At 43.8% G+C, this 17025-nt stretch carries 12 protein-coding genes and 1 pseudogene; 5 read left to right on the plus strand and 8 right to left on the minus strand.

Annotated features, from left to right (window positions below):
• Window positions 1-138: 138 nt before the first annotated feature.
• Window positions 139-2337, minus strand: coding sequence for a 4-alpha-glucanotransferase (malQ, locus tag PCAR9_RS11700; RefSeq protein WP_179983751.1), 2199 nt, complete (start codon window positions 2335-2337; stop codon window positions 139-141).
• 236 nt (window positions 2338-2573) lie between these two features.
• Between malQ and gap the strand changes: the two genes are divergently transcribed.
• On the plus strand, window positions 2574-3569 hold the full coding sequence (gap, locus tag PCAR9_RS11705) for a type I glyceraldehyde-3-phosphate dehydrogenase (RefSeq protein WP_179983752.1): 996 nt from the start codon (window positions 2574-2576) through the stop codon (window positions 3567-3569).
• A gap of 176 nt (window positions 3570-3745) precedes the next feature.
• Window positions 3746-4597 carry a D-hexose-6-phosphate mutarotase gene (locus PCAR9_RS11710; RefSeq protein WP_179983753.1) on the plus strand — a complete coding sequence of 284 codons (852 nt, stop codon included), beginning with the start codon at window positions 3746-3748 and terminating at the stop codon, window positions 4595-4597.
• Between the two features lie 126 nt (window positions 4598-4723).
• Here the strand turns inward: PCAR9_RS11710 and PCAR9_RS11715 are convergent, their stop codons facing one another.
• Genes PCAR9_RS11715 through zwf form a run of 5 tightly spaced genes read right to left on the minus strand, consistent with a single transcriptional unit; the run spans window position 4724 to window position 10347 of the window.
• Window positions 4724-5368, minus strand: coding sequence for a bifunctional 4-hydroxy-2-oxoglutarate aldolase/2-dehydro-3-deoxy-phosphogluconate aldolase (locus PCAR9_RS11715; RefSeq protein WP_179983754.1), 645 nt, complete (start codon window positions 5366-5368; stop codon window positions 4724-4726).
• Between the two features lie 3 nt (window positions 5369-5371).
• Window positions 5372-6325, minus strand: a complete 954-nt coding sequence (locus tag PCAR9_RS11720; RefSeq protein WP_179983755.1) for a glucokinase — start codon at window positions 6323-6325, stop codon at window positions 5372-5374.
• Entirely contained in the window at window positions 6325-8151 is a 1827-nt protein-coding gene (edd, locus tag PCAR9_RS11725; protein WP_179983756.1) for a phosphogluconate dehydratase, read from the minus strand. The genes PCAR9_RS11720 and edd overlap by 1 nt, the downstream gene beginning before the upstream one ends.
• Before the next feature lie 8 nt (window positions 8152-8159).
• On the minus strand, window positions 8160-8852 hold the full coding sequence (pgl, locus tag PCAR9_RS11730; protein WP_179983757.1) for a 6-phosphogluconolactonase: 693 nt from the start codon (window positions 8850-8852) through the stop codon (window positions 8160-8162).
• Between the two features lies 1 nt (window position 8853).
• The gene (gene zwf / locus PCAR9_RS11735; protein WP_118493985.1) at window positions 8854-10347 is read right to left on the minus strand and encodes a glucose-6-phosphate dehydrogenase; all 1494 of its coding nucleotides are present in this window, start codon (window positions 10345-10347) and stop codon (window positions 8854-8856) included.
• A gap of 284 nt (window positions 10348-10631) precedes the next feature.
• Between zwf and PCAR9_RS11740 the strand changes: the two genes are divergently transcribed.
• Window positions 10632-11483, plus strand: a complete 852-nt coding sequence (locus tag PCAR9_RS11740) for a MurR/RpiR family transcriptional regulator (protein ID WP_025255586.1) — start codon at window positions 10632-10634, stop codon at window positions 11481-11483.
• A 238-nt stretch (window positions 11484-11721) separates the two neighbouring features.
• Window positions 11722-13158, plus strand: a complete 1437-nt coding sequence (pyk, locus tag PCAR9_RS11745) for a pyruvate kinase (RefSeq protein ID WP_179983758.1) — start codon at window positions 11722-11724, stop codon at window positions 13156-13158.
• Window positions 13159-13288: 130 nt separating this feature from the next.
• Here pyk and PCAR9_RS11750 read toward each other — a convergent pair whose 3' ends face one another.
• On the minus strand, window positions 13289-13666 hold the full coding sequence (locus PCAR9_RS11750) for a hypothetical protein (RefSeq protein WP_179983759.1): 378 nt from the start codon (window positions 13664-13666) through the stop codon (window positions 13289-13291).
• A 668-nt stretch (window positions 13667-14334) separates the two neighbouring features.
• Here PCAR9_RS11750 and PCAR9_RS20090 point away from each other — a divergent pair.
• A pseudogene (locus PCAR9_RS20090) lies at window positions 14335-15411 on the plus strand (polysaccharide lyase family 7 protein); the annotation flags it as partial.
• 636 nt (window positions 15412-16047) lie between these two features.
• Here the strand turns inward: PCAR9_RS20090 and PCAR9_RS11760 are convergent.
• On the minus strand, window positions 16048-16647 hold the full coding sequence (locus PCAR9_RS11760) for a BON domain-containing protein (RefSeq protein ID WP_179983760.1): 600 nt from the start codon (window positions 16645-16647) through the stop codon (window positions 16048-16050).
• Between the last annotated feature and the right edge of the window lie 378 nt (window positions 16648-17025).

A 17025-nucleotide genomic window follows, 5' to 3' on the forward strand; every position in this document is an offset into this window, starting at 1 on the left:
CCGCATGACAGCGGGTTGAATTGAGAGCTTAAATGCGTTGATCACATTTAAGCTCTTTCAAGTACCGTCTTGGTACTTTATCTTACTCGTTAAAGTTGCCTAAGCAACTGCCTCTTGTCGATTCTTTGACAACGACAGTTAGTCTTGGCTTGCTTGTTTTCTAGCATGAGTAAGTTTAGACGCTAACTCATTTATATCATGTCTTTCAAACATCGACTCAATATTCTCAGTCAGCTTTCTACGCCAGTTTGGATACTCATCAAATGTACCAGGAATGTTCACTGGCTTATCCATTTCTAACCAGTCTTCTAGTTGAAGACTTAACAGCGCACTTGACCCCCCTGCCATATGAACCTGCATGCCGTTATTCAAATCGCGATTCATGCCGGTGTGATTCACATCGCGACCTACATTGTCGCCAATGGAGCCGTGTCCATGCAGCGTATCAAGGATCGCTTGTTTATTTTCATGACGATCTGCATAAAGCGTTTGAAGAATTTCTTCTGTCGGGTACAGCCCTATTTCTTTACCCAACTCTAAATCTAGACAGTGCCAGTAACCAATCAACGTCGGCATATCGTGAGTAGTCAAGGTTGACATCGACTGAACGGGATAATGGCTAGGCGAGAAGAAACCGCCGTCTTCTGCTTGCTCGAAGAAAAATACGCGGTAGGAGTACACGCCATTATCAGCAAGCTTGCCGCGAATTTCTTCGGGTACGGTACCTAGGTCTTCACCAATAACCAAACTTTCATTGCGATGACTTTCTAACGCTAAAATACCTAGCAAATCGTCGACAGGATAATAAACATAACCACCGTCTTTCGCGTGGTCGCCCTTCACTACCCACCACAAACGGAGTAACGCCATAACGTGGTCGATACGCAACGAACCTGAAGACGCCATGTTAGACGCAAACAAGTCAATAATTGGCTGATAGGCTTGTTCGTAAAGCTTGCGAGGGTCCATTGGCGGCAACCCCCAGTTCTGGCCTAGTGGGCCCAAGATATCCGGTGGAGCACCTACACTTGCGCCTGTGCAGTATAGGTCTTTGTTACCCCAAATTTCCGCACTGCCTTCGCTCACACCTACCGCAAGGTCGCGATAAAGACCAATAGTCATGCCTGCATCGGTTGCTTTATTACTTGCTGCTTCAAGTTGCTGGGCAGCAATCCATTGAAGGAACAGGTAAAACTTAACTTCATGCTGATTAGCGCTCTTAAACTTAGCCACTGCTGGGTTATGATAGTCTTTGTATTCCTGTGGAAATACCGGCCACCCCCAACTTTCCTTACCATCAGCTTTTAGGTGTGACTGAAGAGCATCGTACACCGCTAACATATCTAAGCTTTCGCCACCGGCATCAACAAAAGCATTAAATGCCTTATTTTGTTTGGTGTTTTTACGAAGGTATTTAGCATCGTAAACATCAAACACCGCTTTAAGGGCTGCTAATTTCACATGGGCTACTGCTTCGTAGTCTACATGCTCAACATTACGGGCATGTTCTAGCGTAGCGCTAAACTCATCACTGCTAACTACCGTTTGCACCGATGCATCGTCGTAACCGTCAATTGCAGTTACATCGATATATAAATAGTTTAACCAGCGACGTGAGCTTGGTCCATAAGGAGAGCATGCGTTAGGATTAGCTGGGTAAAGCGCATGAATTGGGTTAAGCCCGATAAAATCTGCGCCAACGCCCGCGGCTTTTTCAATAAGCAGTGCAAGGTCTGAGAAGTCACCAATGCCCCAGTTCTTTTCACTGCGAACACAGTAAAGCTGAACACTTAAGCCCCAGATTTTTTTGCCTTCTTTAATCTCTTTCGGTGTATAGCATGCCTCTGGTGCCACAATTAGGCGAGAACGTGCAAATTCATCGTCATCTGCACTTAATGCTACGTCGTGATATCCAAGTGGTAAATCCAAAGGTAGGGTTACTACGTATTCATGAAATTCAACATCGTCAATGTGCGCCATTGTCGTCATTTCTTGATCAACAGGCGTAAATTGATGGGTCTGTACGTCACCATTTTCACACGTAATAGTAAGTGTATGGTCATCGTTAACCAACTCGATGGGTAAGCGAACAGCTATAATGATTTCTTGGGTGTTTCGTACAACTTGAACAGGATTTAAAGGCGACAACCATACCGATTTAATATCTTGTGTAATTTGTGACTGAATTTTTTCATCACTGCTGGTGTCATAGCCAAGCGTGTTTAGCAATTTCGCTTTGCTTGATTCTGCGATGGTTGCTGGTTTTCCCCATGCGTCGACGTATTGGGTTTCAATTCCCCGCATTTCAACCAGTTGTTGCAGAAGTTGTTGTGTCATGGTGTGTCATTCCTGTTATTCGGTGAAAGACGCATAGGCCAAAGGTGCAAAGTGCGTCTGCAAACAAATTTTTAACATTATTCTAGAAACAAAGGCTTCGCGATATGTGAATACGATTGCAATAGCACTTATTCGTAATTTTGCAACACTTTAGCTTTTTATTTTGCTAATTATGGCATTTTGATCCATACTTTACGTAATTTATTTTCATTTTATTTGAACAATCGGGGTACGTTATGACAATCCGCATCGGTATCAATGGTTTTGGCCGTATTGGTCGCCTAGTAATGCGTGCAGCAGCTGAGCGCAACGACATTGAAGTTGTAGCTATTAACGACTTGCTAGACACAGACTACATTGCTTATCTTTTGAAATACGACTCGACGCACGGTTTATTCGACGGTGAAGTTTCAGTTGATAACAACAGTCTAGTTGTAAACGGCAAAACTATCCGTATTACTTCTGAAAGAGACCCAGCTGCGCTTAAGTGGGATGAAGTAAACGTAGATGTTGTTGTTGAATCAACAGGTCTATTCCTAACTAAGGAAACAGCAGCGAAGCACATTGAAGCTGGCGCGAAGAAAGTGGTTATGTCTGCACCGTCTAAAGACGACACGCCAATGTTCGTAATGGGCGTTAACCAAGAGAGCTATGCTGGCGAAACTATCGTTTCAAATGCATCTTGTACTACTAACTGTCTTGCTCCACTTGCAAAAGTGCTTAACGACAAGTTTGGTATTGTAGACGGTCTAATGACAACCGTTCACGCTACAACTGCTACACAGAAAACTGTAGATGGTCCTTCAATGAAAGACTGGCGTGGCGGCCGCGGCGCGGGTCAAAACATTATCCCATCGTCAACGGGTGCTGCCAAAGCAGTGGGTAAAGTAATTCCTGAGCTTAACGGTAAACTAACAGGTATGGCTTTCCGCGTACCTACACCTAACGTTTCAGTTGTTGACCTTACGGTTAACCTAGCGAAGGCTGCTAGCTACGACGAAATCTGTGCTGCAATGAAAGAAGCCTCAGAAGGCGAGCTGAAAGGTATCATGGGTTACACTGAAGATGCAGTTGTATCAAATGATTTCTTAGGCGACGCACGCACTTCTGTATTCGACGCTACTGCAGGTATCGCGCTTACTGACACATTCGTTAAGCTTGTATCTTGGTACGACAACGAATGGGGTTACTCAAATAAGGTTCTAGACTTAGTAGCTCATATTTCTAAGTAATAAACAAAATATTGAATAAATAGTTAAACTATTTGTTCTAAAGTTGAGTTAATCTAAAGGTGCAAGCATTGTGTTTGCACCTTTTTTTGTTGTCTCAAAAATAAAGACGGTTTTTCAGCGACACACATTTTTCCGTCGCCTATTTGAAAGTTTAGTATTCAGTCCAAGGAGGACGTATGCCATCTGTGAATTCAGTTACCGTTAGCGAGTCTAATGGTCTTACCTTTTTAGACGTGGATAACGCTTTCGCCACAGCGCGCATAAGCTTATTTGGCGGCCATATTTTATCTTTTGTTCCAAAGAGCGATAACAAAGAGCGGCTTTGGGTAAGTCCACACGCCTATCTAAACGGCGAGCGCCCAATACGCGGGGGCATTCCAGTATGTTGGCCGTGGTTTAGTGATGACCATGGTCGCGAAAAAGGGGCCCTTCCCTCTCACGGCTTTTTAAGAACCCAGGTGTGGAAGCTGGTTAACTCAGAAGAATCAGCAAGCGGAACCACTATAACCCTCTCGCCAAGTTTTACCCGGGCTGAGGGATTTGAAAATGACTGCACTGTAACCATGGTTGTCGCTATCGGTGAAACTATGAAGGTATCTTTGGTTACTGAAAACACAGGGGTGGTAGCATTCGACTTTAACTGTGCTTTGCACACTTATTTTCATGTTGATGATATCCAGCAAGCAGTAATAAAAGGCATTGAGGGCGAATATAAAGACAAGCTTGACGCTTGGGCGGTTAAGCCTACGCCATCGCCTTACACCATTACCGGAGAAACCGACCGAATCCATATTGCGCCCATTACAAACGCTGATATTGAAGTAGACGGCAGTACGTTTACCGAAGTTGTTTCACAGGGCAATGATTCACTTGTTGTGTGGAACCCATGGCAAGGTGCTGCGTCCATTTCAGACATGGACCCATTTGGCTATAAGCATATGCTTTGTGTGGAGACGTCATTAACCCAAGGCAGAACGTTAGCACCTGGTGAAAGTCACACTCTTAGCCAGACTATTGTTCCCACGTAAAAGTGTGGCTATATCGATGGTCTTTCGCTAAGAGTCGTGCTTTTTAGCACTATTTAATAGCGAAAGAGTCTTATAAAAAAACCTGCCAATTGGCAGGTTTTTTTATAAAGTAGAGCTTAGCGGCTACTACTGCTTAGCACCTGCAACGGCTTCTTTAGCCAACTGCGTGATGCGTGCCCAGTCTCCTGACTCAATCGCGTCATCCGGTGCTAACCACGAACCACCTACGCACTTAACATTCTTAAGTGCTAAGTAATCGTTGTAGTTATTTGGACCAATACCGCCTGTTGGGCAGAAGGTTACATCAGGGAAAGGACCGCTGATAGATTTGATAGCCTTAACGCCACCTGACGCTTCTGCAGGGAAGAATTTCATATGGGTGTAACCCGCATCTTTACCCTTCATTAGATCAGACGTTGAAGAAATACCTGGGATAAGTGGAATATCAGCATCCATACCCGCTTTAAGCAAGTCAGCCGTCATGCCTGGGCTAATAGCAAACTTAGCGCCGGCTTCAACAACTGCCTTTAGCTGTTGTGCGTTGGTTACCGTGCCCGCCCCGATTAAAGAATCTGGCACTTCTTCAGCAATTCGCTTAATTACGTCAATTGCTGCAGGTGTACGTAAAGTTACTTCTAAAACTTTAATTCCACCTTCCATTAGCGCTTTTGCCAGAGGTACCGCTTTTTCTACGTCGTTGATAACCAATACAGGTACAACTGGGCCGGCCGCAAAAATTTCCTCTGGTGAGGTTTTCCATTTTGATGTCATAATTTAGCTCGCTGTATTTTGATTCAGATATGCAGCCGCACCTAATAAACCGTGATCAGGCTCTGCAATAAGATAGGTGGGAATGTCTTTTACGTAATGCTTCATTTGCCCTTTCGCTTCAAAACGCGCTCTGAAATCGCTGTTTTGAATAAACTCAGGGAAACGATTTGCAATACCTCCACCAATAAAGATGCCGCCAGTAGTCGCCATATTCAGCGCTATATTACCCGCGAAGCTTCCCATGATTCGACAAAACTGAGTCAGTGTTGCTTCAGCTAACTCACACGTTCCGTTTAATGCTGCTTCTGTAATTTGCGCTGGCTCAGTAAAAGCTACAGGGGCAGACGCATCCTTAGCTAACGCAGTGTAGATATTGTGCAAGCCACGTCCAGACATCACTTCTTCAGCAGAAGCACGCCCCAATGTTGATTGCAAATGACGCCAAACCACAACATCGGTTTCATCAACGGGAGCAAAGTCAACATGACCACCCTCACCGTCTAATGTTTGCCAACCCGTTGAAGTCATAGTGATATGCTCAACGCCAAGGCCCGTACCCGGGCCAAAAACAGCAATATTGCCGTTCTCTTTTGGTGTGCCCTCACCAATTTGAACAACTTGGTCTTCACTTAGCACAGGTAATGAGTGTGCTACTGCAGTGAAGTCGTTAATAACGAACAGCGCGTCTAGCTTAAGCTGCGAACGCAAAGCGTTTTGAGAAAAAGCCCAGCTGTGGTTAGTCATTACAACTTGGTCACCTAGCACTGGGCAGGCAATTGCAATACAACCTTGGGTAAAGTTGTGCTCTGGCATATCAGTAAAATACTGTGTAATAGCCAAATCGATGCTAGCAAAGTCATTACACATGTATTTTTTGATGTCAGTGACGCCCGACTCGGTTACTCTCGCAACGCGAATATTGGTGCCGCCGACATCAGCCACAAACTTTTGGCTCATTATGCTTGCTCCTGCGTGTAAAACAGTGAACACGCTCCTTCTTCTGCACCAGTAAGGATGGCACGCATACCTGCAAACATTTCACGTCCCATACCAACATGATGCTTCGCCAAGCTTGCTGGCGCTGCTTCTCGAGCGGCAAGTGTTTCGTCATCAACGTGCAGAGTTAAAGCACCGGTTTCGGTGTTGAGCTCAATAATGTCGCCTTCTTGTACCTTAGCAAGTAGACCACCTTTATAAGCTTCTGGAGTCACATGGATAGCAGCAGGTACCTTACCCGATGCACCCGACATACGACCGTCAGTAACAAGTGCTACTTTGAATCCACGGTCCTGAATTACTCCAAGCGGTGGCGTCAAGCGGTGAAGCTCTGGCATACCAATGGCTGATGGGCCTTGGAAGCGAACAACAACGATGCAGTCTTGATCTAGCTTGCCAGATTTAAACGCGTCATCTAGTTCAAACTGATCTTCAAACACTACCGCTGGCGCTTTAATCGTGCAATGCGGAGTACGAAGCGCAGACGTTTTGATTACGCCGCGGCCTAAGTTACCGTCAAGCACGCTCAAACCACCATCAGGCTTAAATGGTTCATCAACGGTCGCGAGTACCTCTTTATCCAGAGACTCTGTTGGGCCGTCGCGCCACTCTAGCTCGCCGTCTTTTAGCACAGGCTCTTTGGTGTATAGGTCTAGACCATCACCAACGATAGTTTTCACATCGTTGTGTAGTAGTCCTGCGTCAAGCAGTTGCTTGATAAGCAACGACATACCGCCAGCGGCAACAAAGTGGTTAATGTCTGCTGAACCGTTAGGATAAATACGGGTAAGTAGTGGAACCGCATTTGAAATATCTGAGAAATCATCCCAGTTAACAATGTAACCAGCAGCGCGCGCAACAGCGATAAGGTGCATGGTGTGGTTAGTAGAACCACCCGTTGCAAGTAAACCTACAAGACCGTTCACAATAGCCTTAGCATCTACAATGTGGCCAATTGGCGTGTAATTGTCGCCAAGGTCAGTTAGGCGAGTTGCTTGAACTGCAGCGGCTTTTGTTAGCGCGTCACGCAGTGGCGTACCAGGGTTAACAAACGAAGAACCTGGTAAGTGTAAGCCCATCATCTCAACCACAAGCTGGTTTGAGTTGGCTGTACCGTAGAAAGTACAAGTACCAGCAGAATGATAAGACTGAGACTCAGCTTCAAGTAGCGCGTCGCGACCAACTTTGCCTTCAGCAAATTCCTGACGAACGCGGGCTTTTTCTTTATTTGGCAAGCCTGATGGCATAGGACCGGCTGGAACAAACACCGTTGGCAAATGACCAAACGTAAGTGCGCCCATTAGCAGTCCAGGTACGATTTTATCGCAAATGCCCAGCATCAGGGTGCTATCAAACATGTTGTGTGAAAGCGCAATAGCTGCGCCCTGAGCGATGTTGTCACGGCTCATAAGACTTAAGTCCATACCAGACTGGCCCTGCGTCACACCATCACACATTGCAGGTACACCACCGGCAAACTGCGCTACACTGCCCACTTCTTTTACCGCTTCGCGGATAAGCGCAGGGTAAGTTTCATAAGGCTGGTGAGCAGAGAGCATGTCGTTGTACGCAGACACAATAGCCACGTTGGCTTTGGTCATGGAACGAAGATCAGCCTTTTCACTTGTACCACATGCAGCAAAGCCGTGGGCCAAGTTTCCGCACGATAGTACACCGCGGTGTGGACCTTGACGGCGTGCTTCCTCAATCTTTTCTAAATACGCTTTACGCGTTTCTTTACTACGCTCGATAATTCGTTGCGTAACTTCAGCAATTTTTGGATTCATATAGTCTCCTATGGCGCCCACATCAGAGTCACCGGTGCTCTATTTACAACGGCAGTGATGGGCTTTTGCGCTTCGGTAGCATTTTCAATAGCGTCTAAAAGCACTTGCTTTTTCTTTTCACCCGTTAAGTGTAAAAAGATGTTTCGGCTATTGAGTAACGCAGGTAGCGTTAATGAAATACGTTGATGAGGTGCTGTTGTAGGTTGAACAGCAATGCAGGTCCTGCCGCTGCTCATATCTAAGCCGTCAAGTACTTGCTCAGAACAAGGGAAAAGCGATGCAGTGTGCCCGTCTTCCCCCATACCAAGAATTAATGCGTCAAAAGGCTGTGACATGCTTGCCAAATTAGACTCGGCTGCATTTACGCCTTTGTTTGCATCGTCAACATCGCTTTTCAGTTCGATAAAACGAGCTGCTGCGGCTTTATTTTGAATTAGGTTATTTTTAACTAGGCTAGTGTTGCTGGCCTCATGGCTCTCTTCTACCCAGCGCTCGTCAGCAAGGGTAATATCAACCTTATCCCACTCAAGGTCAGTCTCGCTTAACTGCTTGAAAAGCGCTAGAGGAGTACGTCCACCGCTAACTACAAGAGATGCACGGCCACGAGTTTTAATACCTGTTTTAAGAATGCTTACTAAATCTTGTGCAAATGCATCGGTAAGCGCGTCAGGTGTTTCAAATGATAGAGTTGTTAACGCCATATTACTTTTTCTTTCCTGTTTTGCTTTCGTACCAGCTGCGATTCTCGCGGGCTAAAAGACCGATAGAGTCTACCGGCCCCCACGTACCTGCTTGATACGGCTCAGGCGGCTCACTTGATTGCTTCCACGCTTCAAGAATTGAATCTACCCATGTCCAGGCTTGTTCAATTTCGTCTCGGCGAACAAATAGTGCTTGGTTTCCAAGCATCACTTCAAGCAGCAGTTTTTCGTAAGCGTCAGGAATACGCTCGTCAGCAAACGCTTCCGAGAAGCTTAGGTTAAGCTTAGATTTTTGTAGGTCCATCGAGCCGGAGCTAGTTAAACCTGGAACTTTATTCATTACCGTGATTTCTACACCTTCATCAGGCTGTAGACGTATAACGAGTTTGTTAGGCGGAAGGTTTTTGAAGCTATCGCCAAATAAGTTGTGCGGCTGGCGCTTGAAGTAAATAACAACTTCACTCACTTTAGTTGGCATGCGCTTACCTGTGCGCAGGTAGAATGGCACCCCGGCCCAACGCCAGTTATCAATTTCCGCTTTAATCGCAATAAAGGTCTCAGTTTTACTCTGCGTATTCGCCCCTTCTTCTTCAAGGTACCCAGGTACTTCTTCGCCTTTAACAAAACCAGACGTGTACTGACCGCGTACCGTGCTTTCGTTAATATTAAACGAGTTGATAGGGCGAAGCGCTTTAAGCACTTTAAGCTTTTCATCACGAATGCTATCAGCATCTAGGGTTGTTGGCGGTTCCATTGCGACCAAGCTTAAAATTTGTAACAGGTGGTTTTGCACCATGTCACGCATTTGTCCCGCATCGTCGAAATAACCCCAACGCCCTTCAATACCTACTGATTCAGCCACTGAAATTTGAACGTGGTCAATGCAGTTGTGATCCCAGTTTGTAGCAAAAATAGAGTTGGCAAAACGAAGCGACACTAAGTTAAGAACGGTTTCTTTACCTAGGTAATGGTCAATACGGTATATTTGTTTTTCGTCGAAGTATTCAGCAACTTGCTCATTAATAACTTTTGACGATTCCAAATCATGACCGATAGGCTTTTCAAGCACTACGCGAACGCTTGAGTCGATAATTTTGCAGCTATGCAGGCCGCGACAAATGTCGCCATAAATAGCAGGCGGTGTAGCTAAGTAACACACCATTGTGCGAGTTGGGTCAACATGGTCGTCTAATACGCAATAGCTTTCGACATCTTTCATGTCTACGCATGCGTAATGCAAACGCGCTTTCATTTTTTCCCATGTAGCTTCACATAAGTCCTTTTCACCAAACTTTATAAGATTAGCGTGAACTTCTTCTATGTAAGCGTCTAGTTCCATTTCCTGACGCGCCACACCAACAATTGTTGTTTCAGGGTGCATCAAGTTGGCTTTTTCTAGCTGATATAAAGAAGGCAATAACTTGCGTCGTGAAAGATCTCCCAGCGTACCAAAAAGTACAAAATCACAGGGCTCGTAGGAATTATCCAATACCATATTCGTCGACCTTTTAAATGTATGTGTGCGCGGCGTATTGTACAGTTATTTACAACACTAACGACTATTTTTACCGTATAGTTAACACCAAATGTAGTAAAATTACAACTTGAACCAACTATAGGATCTGAATCTTTACTATTTCCCTCAGTTTACCCTGATTTAACCTGTTTGAAACAACAAATTTTGTCAAAAAATTACATTTTTCTTGTCACAGACGTCACATTGGGTACTATTACAGGTGTACCTTACAATAATTTGTGCTAACCAATTGCTATATCTGTATGAACATTTTAGAAAAAATCACACAAAACCAAGCGGCATTCAGTAAATCTGAAAAAAAGGTAGCTGAAGTAATTTTAGCTAACCCACAAACAGCCATTCATTCGAGTATAGCAACCCTCGCTAAAATGTCGGATGTTAGTGAGCCCACTGTTAATCGATTCTGTCGAAGACTGGATACGAAAGGCTTTCCAGATTTTAAACTTCATCTGGCCCAAAGCTTAGCTAACGGCACGCCATATGTTAATCGTCACGTCGATGAAAACGACAGCCCTGACGAATATACGAACAAGATATTTGAGTCTACTATGGCCTCGCTCGAAGTTGCCCGTCAGTCGGTCAATGTCAATGTGGTGAATCGCGTAGTTGATCTACTTACCCAGGCTCAGAAAATTTCATTTTTCGGTTTAGGTGCGTCGGCATCTGTGGCTCACGATGCACTTAACAAGTTCTTCCGATTCAATGTGCCTGTGGTGTACTTTGAAGACATTCTTATGCAGCGCATGAGCTGTATGAATTGTTCAGCCGGTGATGTAGTGGTTTTGATAAGCCACACTGGACGTACTAAAAGTCTGGTTGAGATAGCTCAAATCGCTCGAATGAACGATGCAACGGTTGTGGGCATAACGTCAGCAGAAAGCCCTCTCGCCCAAGAGTGCAGCTATGTACTGTCGTTAGAAGTGCCAGAAGATACCGACATGTATATGCCTATGGCTTCTCGAATAGCTCAGCTTACGCTTATCGACGTTCTCGCCACTGGTTTCACATTGCGCCGCGGTAATAAGTTCAGAGAAAACCTCAAGCGTGTTAAAGACACACTGCGTGGTTCGCGATACGAAAAACGTGGCGATTAAATCATCACCAACTTGATCATAGTTGTATTTATTGCCGTAGCAATTTACGGCGGATAGATTCAAAAAAGCGCCTAACTGGTCGAGCCAGTTGGGCGTTTTTGTTTATTTCATTCACATTATTGTCAAATTCAACTATTATTCTGTAATAAAATTACGTAAAGCGATTACAGGCGTTTATATAATATTCAACGCTTATCACTCTTTGTCTTTTCTAACTTAGAAACAGCGACGGAATCACATGACCAGAAGAACTAAAATTCTTGCCACCCTAGGACCTTCAACAGACTCACTTGAGAAAATTCAGGCGCTAATAGCCGCTGGCGCGAATACAGTACGAATGAACTTTTCACACGGGCAGGCTGAAGACCACATCGAGCGAGCTAAGCGCGTTCGCCAGGCTGCAAAGAACTTAGGCAAATACGTAGCTATTTTAGGTGACCTTCAAGGCCCTAAAATTCGTGTTGCCCGTTTTGCCGAGGGTGCTGTTCATTTAGATATCGGTGCTAAGTTCATCTTAGACGCTGAATTAGGTCGTGACGAAGGCGATATCAACCAAGTAGGCATTGATTACAAAGCGCTTCCTGACGACGTATCTGCTGGCGATATCCTTCTTCTTGACGATGGTCGTATTCAGCTTCGTGTGACGGGTGTTGAAGGACGCAAAGTGGTTACTGAAGTTACCGTTGGTGGTAAACTTTCAAACAACAAAGGCATTAACCGTCAAGGCGGTGGTCTTTCTGCAGATGCGCTTACCGACAAAGATAAAGAAGATATTAAAACTGCGGCAAAAATCGGCGTCGATTACCTTGCAGTGTCATTCCCTCGAAGCGGTGCAGATTTAAACTATGCGCGAGAGCTTGCTGAAGCAGCAGGCTGCTACGCCAAAATTTGTGCAAAGGTTGAACGTGCTGAAACCGTCGCTTCTGACGAAGCCATGGACGATATTATCGCAGCTTCTGACGCTGTAATGGTAGCTCGTGGTGATTTGGGTGTAGAAATTGGAGACGCAGAACTTGTTGGCGTTCAGAAGAAGTTAATTGCCCGCTCTCGTCAACTGAACAAGGTTGTTATCACTGCGACTCAAATGATGGAGTCGATGATTGATAGCCCAATGCCAACACGTGCTGAAGTTATGGACGTGGCGAACGCTGTGCTAGATGGCACCGACGCTGTCATGCTTTCAGCTGAAACCGCCGCCGGTAACTTCCCTATCGAGACGGTTGCAGCAATGGCCCGTGTTTGTGAAGGTGCAGAAACTCATCCAAGCGTGAAAATTTCTAAGCACCGCATGGATCAGAAGTTTTCATCGACGAGCGAGTCAATTGCACTTTCTGCTGTGTATGCAGCGAACCACCTGCCAAGCGTTAAAGCGATTGTCGGGTTGACAGAAAGTGGAACTACGCCAACGTTGATGTCTCGTATTACTACGTCACTACCAATAATTGCTATGTCTCGCCACGAATCTACGCTTAACACTATGGCATTATGCCGTGGTGTGAAGCCAGTTTACTTTGACTCATCTAACAGCGAACCAGGAAAGTTAAAGTACGATGTTATTGCTTCGCTAAAAGATAAAGGCTTAGTGAAAAGCGGTGACAGCATCATCCTCACCTATGGCGATGAAATGGAAAAGGTAGGCGCAACTAACACTTTAAAAATTGTAGAAGTTGAATAGCCTAAAATGAATATTGAAAGCGAAGCTTAAGCTTCGCTTTTTTTTGCCTGAAATTTAATTGGGTTTGGAAACTAAAAACGCCCCTTACACCTTTATGATGTAAGGGGCGTTTTCGTTAGTGCTGTTCAGGCTAGATTGCCTGTGCAGTGTAGGTCTCTGTCTCTTGAGCTATATCGTTCGCATATTGTGTTAGATGGTGGCTTATGATGTTTTCAGCCCGCTCAACGAACTCGTCACGTTTAAACTTCCAACCTCTTAAATCAGCTTGTTTTGCCTGCTTAACATAAAAATCTAAGCGTGTTTTTCTAAGCAAATGCGCCTTCTTGGATAAATCAAACTCTACCAGTGATAAAGTCTGCTCAACTTTAACAATATCGGCGTGAACCGTACGTTCTGCGTCATCGGCCGTTGCTTGGCTAACTGAAAGCTTACCCTGCCCGAACATGCCGATTAGTGCTATGACAACTGAAACAACAATAGCTGAATAAACCCACTTTAAAATGTTCATGCCTCACTCCTTGACCAACTGTGAACTGCTCATAGTTTGGATAACAATTATGTGGTTAACGACTTCTATTTGGTTAACGACTTCTTCGGCGCTGAAAAGGCAATGTATGCAAAACAGCACGCTATTGTTAATTGCTAAACGTAATTTATAATTTGGGATTGCAGCTTCTATACCACAATATATTTCTTTGAATATCAGAAAGATATGAAACAAGACTGTTACTACAAAATGTATATAAAGAATTTTCTACACACTTTAAGAGAATTTTTCCGTGTCTTTCCTTCGGGTTTAATTTAAGCGCTTCTAAACTTAAGTTTGTGAAACGGGCTCAAACAAACAATGGGTAAAGAATATAGTGTCTATTGCATATTTGGTATTACCAAAAAGTTTATTTCTCGCGCCAAATATTGAGGCACGCATAGACATAAGTATGAAAAAGCATCGAAACTAACGGTAGAAGTAAAGATCGTATAATACCCCTCCCCTTCTAACCCCTCTTCATTTAACGACTTGATAACATTTTGCAATTGGTTTACAAGAATGATAAATTGGCATTACAAAACAAAAGTTTGACCCAGAACTGGACTTACCAATAACTTTAACTTAAGTATTAGTTGTATTGGTAAGCAATTGTCTACCAAGAGGTTTAAATGTCTAAAATAAAAACAATGCCTACTGCCTTCTCGTTATTCACCGTCTCTGTTACCCCATGGACAAAGCCCCTGTTGACGTGCCTTCCATTAGTCTTCGCTTCAGGCTTTACTAATGCTGAAGCACTTCCAGCTGAGAAGTTTGATTTAAGCGAATGGAAAATCACAATCCCTACAGATAAAGACAACAATGGGAAAGTTGACGAAATATCCGTAAAGGATATTCAGAGCTTTGAGCACAAAGATTTTTTCTATGTTGATGATGAAGGCAATATGGTTTTTGCCGCGCCCAATAAAGCGCTAACCACTCAAAATTCATCTAATACCCGTAGCGAACTTCGACACATGCTTCGCGGTTCTAACACGCGTATAAAAACTCACTCCCCCAAGAATAACTTTACTGTCGCTAGCAACCCTATTTCAGACCGCTTTGCGCAAGTAGGCGGAAAATTAAATGCCACGCTTAAAGTGCAGCACGTTGCTACCAGAGCTAAATATCCTGACAAAGCGCCGGCTTTTTCAGTGGTAGTGAGCCAAATACACGCCAGTAAATGGAAGAAAAAGGTCAAAGGGTTTGGTTGGGGTAATGAACCACTTAAGATTTATTATAAAAAGTGGCCACATCATGAAACTGGTTCCGTATTCTGGACGTATGAGCGCAACTTGCCCAAGAATGATAAAAACCGTACTGATATTGCTTATCCAGTTTGGGGAAATTTATGGACCGATCCAGAAAACCCGGGTAGCGAAGGTATTAAACTTAACGAGAGCTTTAGCTATGAAGTTAACGTTCACGGTGATGTGATGTACCTAAGCTTTAAATCAGACGGACACAAAACCGTTAATTATGCTATTAATCTAGCCAATGGGGTAAATGCCTATGGTGAGCTAGACCAGCATGATCATCCTTACGGCTATACGCTAGATTGGAATTATTTTAAAGCGGGCGCTTATAACCAGTGCAGTACTAAAGATGATGACGGCTTTTGGTACGCTGCATGTATGGGTACAGGAAACTGGGAAGAAGATAAGAAAAATGGTGACTATGTACAGGTCGCGTTTTCCAACTTAACGGTAGGTGAAAGCAGCGAACCGACTGAAACCTTCAAAGCGAACCTTGTTACGCAAAAACCTGGGGCGCAAAAACCTGGGGCGCAAAGACCTGTGGCGAAAAGCGACAATGTTAAGATTGGCGCTACACTAAACAAAAAAGAAGCGATATCCATAGATGCTGTTCCGGCTTCCGCGTTAACGGCAATAAAAAGTGTTGCTCCTAACTTTGCGATACAAGAAGTTGAGAAGGAATACAAACACGATAACGTATATCTTGATGTTGAAGGTGAAGACGCTAACGGCAATGAAATAGAATTCGATATGCTGCAAGATGGCGAACAGTGGAAAATTGTTGAAGTACAGCGGGATTTAACTATGGAAGATTTACCCTCCGCGGTAAAAACACTTATAAAGAAGCAGGAAAACTCTGATCAAATTAGACGTATCATTGAAAGTAAGCAATACGGTACTGATATTACGATTTACGAATTTTATCTTGTGGCAGAAAATGGCACTGAATCCCGTAAAGAAATCAAATCTGAAAATGATGAAGTTGTCTTATTGGATGAAGAGTGGAAACATTAGTTATGTCGATGTGCTAAACATTCTACCTTACTTAGGTTGGGCAAGAAAAAAGGGGCGAATGCCCCTTTTTGATTAATCCGGATAAAGAAACCTTTAATTCATTGCAGTTTCAGTAACTACACGTAGGTCGCTTTCAACATCTTTTACGTCAGAAGCATTTTTAGCAATTTCCACTGCTAGGTCACGCTCAGAGTCAGAATCAACTTCGCCAGTCAGTGTTACCACACCATTTTCTACGTCAACATCAATGTCAAAGCCTGAAATATCGGTGTCCATTAAAAGGCGAGTTTTAATTACTGTAGCAATTTTGGCGTCCGTCAATTCGCTTGTGCCTTCATCTACAGTGTCTTCCATATCGTCAGACATCTCTTTGTGCATATCGTTATCAGCAACAACGGTAAGCTTGTTGTCTACCGAAGTGACACCGTCGATGTTAGTTACCAACTCTTCAGCTAGTTTTTTATCGACAGAATTTTCAACCTTGCCTGTAAGAACGACGTTGCCGTCTTTCACGTCGGTGTTAATGTCGAATGAATCTAGATTGCCATTGAACAACAGCGTAGCTTCTGCTTTACCGTCAATCCATGCGTCTTTAGCACCTTTTTCCCACTTATTGTCTGTGTCCATATCACCAGCATAAGCAGCTGTAGTTAATGTAGTAGCAACAATCATAGAAATAATTGAACGTTTCATAACATTTCTCCTTTGTCGAAACTCACAACTACAGGTGCTAAAACCTTGCCAACATAATATCCTATTGTTTTATATGCATTAATTATTGACTTTCAATTATATCGGTCTTCTGAAGTTTGCAAACTTTGCCTGATTTCGAGAATTTTTTACTTAACACAAGCAAATTGTGTATGCCCCTTGGAAATTACGCTATTCATAAGTTGCCACTTAATGTTCCTATGGAAATAAAACAGTGGAAACAACATGGTGGAATTACCATTAAAAAGATACATAGAACTATGCACAGATACTGACGCTCAATAGAAAGGTAAGGTTAAACTTATTTTAGTAAACCGCCGTAATTATAACTATTGTTTTATCATCATTCACATAACCTTT

Origin of the sequence: Alteromonas macleodii (assembly GCF_903772925.1) — a bacterium.
Taxonomy (GTDB): domain Bacteria; phylum Pseudomonadota; class Gammaproteobacteria; order Enterobacterales; family Alteromonadaceae; genus Alteromonas; species Alteromonas macleodii_A.